This is a genomic window from Vibrio sp. OPT46 (genome assembly GCF_015163535.1).
Taxonomy (GTDB): domain Bacteria; phylum Pseudomonadota; class Gammaproteobacteria; order Enterobacterales; family Vibrionaceae; genus Vibrio; species Vibrio alginolyticus.
On the sequence record NZ_JADDYG010000560.1, the window covers coordinates 15,334 to 16,605 of the forward strand.

Consider the following 1,272-nt stretch of genomic DNA (forward strand, 5'->3'; position numbering starts at 1 on the left):
ATCATAAGTGCAAGAACGGGAATGTCCCCCTCGCTCAAACTCATCGCCCGAACGCAGACAACAGCGAGTAAGGTCGTAACGAAAAATTGAAGTGTCGATAAAATCATAGCGCCTCCTGGCTTCCCCACCTACTTGGTAACTCAACGGCAAAAACTGGGATTGAAAGTCGTTGAGAGGGTCTAGATTCAAGCTTAGCTTGCGTTTGCTTCATGCTGTTTAAGGCTCATCAACCAACGACACTAAAGAACAGAAAATGTAATTCTTCAAAGTGAGTCGCTGGCAACACAAGGGTTAAGAACCGTTAGCAATATACAAGTCCAATGGTTTACCATTCCTTAGTAATCCAAAATAGACACTTTTGAGTATGGACCAATTTTTAGCGCAAATCTTTGCTGTAATTCACCAAATTCCAAAAGGAAAAGTCTCCACCTATGGGGAAATTGCCAAAATGGCCGGTTATCCGGGCTATGCGAGACATGTTGGTAAAGCACTGGGCAACTTACCAGAAGGCAGTAAACTCCCCTGGTTTAGAGTGGTAAATAGCCAAGGAAAAATATCTTTAAAAGGCAGAGATTTAGAGCGACAAAAAAAGAAATTAGAAGCAGAAGGGATTGAAGTATCGGAAGTTGGCAAAACTTCACTTAAAAAATACAAATGGCAGCCTTAAGCTGCCATTTTTTGTTCTCAGTGCGTCGTATTAACGTGTTCCAACTAGACGAATATCTAATTGGTGAGTTTGTGCTTCATCTGTAATAACACCGTTATGTGTGTCGCTGATAAAACGCAGCTTTCCATCTACCTCAATGCGAGCACGAACGCTGTAACGATGGTTTGGTTTGATTTCATTGCTGTCGTAACTCAACTCAAAAGAAAGAGGAACTTGCTTACCTTCTGTTTCGAATGTCTGTTTCGCCAACACTTTTGCTGGCGCATCCGCCAAGGACACATCTTCTAACGCAATAGTAACCACTGCGTTTGGTGGCAAGGCAATCCGCTCGCGATAAGCCACTGTACCTGTAATCGTCTTCATTGACGCTTCTGTAGATTCCATTTCTGTATTTTGAGAAGTTTGGCAACCCACTAACGCAGCCCCAAAGAGTAGAGAAGTAACAAGTAGTAGTGTTTTTTTCATATATTCCTCGAAAAGAGCATTAAACCGAAGCAATTATAGGTGTGGAATATAAAACTGTCTGCTTCCTGTCACTTTATTTGACAATAGTTTGACTGAGTTAGAATTTATCAAACAATTGATTTTGTTTCATAATTGGAACA

At 41.2% G+C, this 1,272-nt stretch carries 2 protein-coding genes; one reads left to right on the plus strand and one right to left on the minus strand.

Annotated features, from left to right (window positions below; genetic code table 11):
• The first annotated feature begins 364 nt into the window (after positions 1 to 364).
• A complete protein-coding gene (locus IQR33_RS22680; RefSeq protein ID WP_005378570.1) occupies positions 365 to 667 on the plus strand; it encodes a DNA base-flipping protein in 303 nt (100 codons plus the stop codon).
• 30 nt (positions 668 to 697) lie between these two features.
• Here IQR33_RS22680 and IQR33_RS22685 read toward each other — a convergent pair whose 3' ends face one another.
• Entirely contained in the window at positions 698 to 1,132 is a 435-nt protein-coding gene (locus IQR33_RS22685) for a YbaY family lipoprotein (protein WP_005378572.1), read from the minus strand.
• Between the last annotated feature and the right edge of the window lie 140 nt (positions 1,133 to 1,272).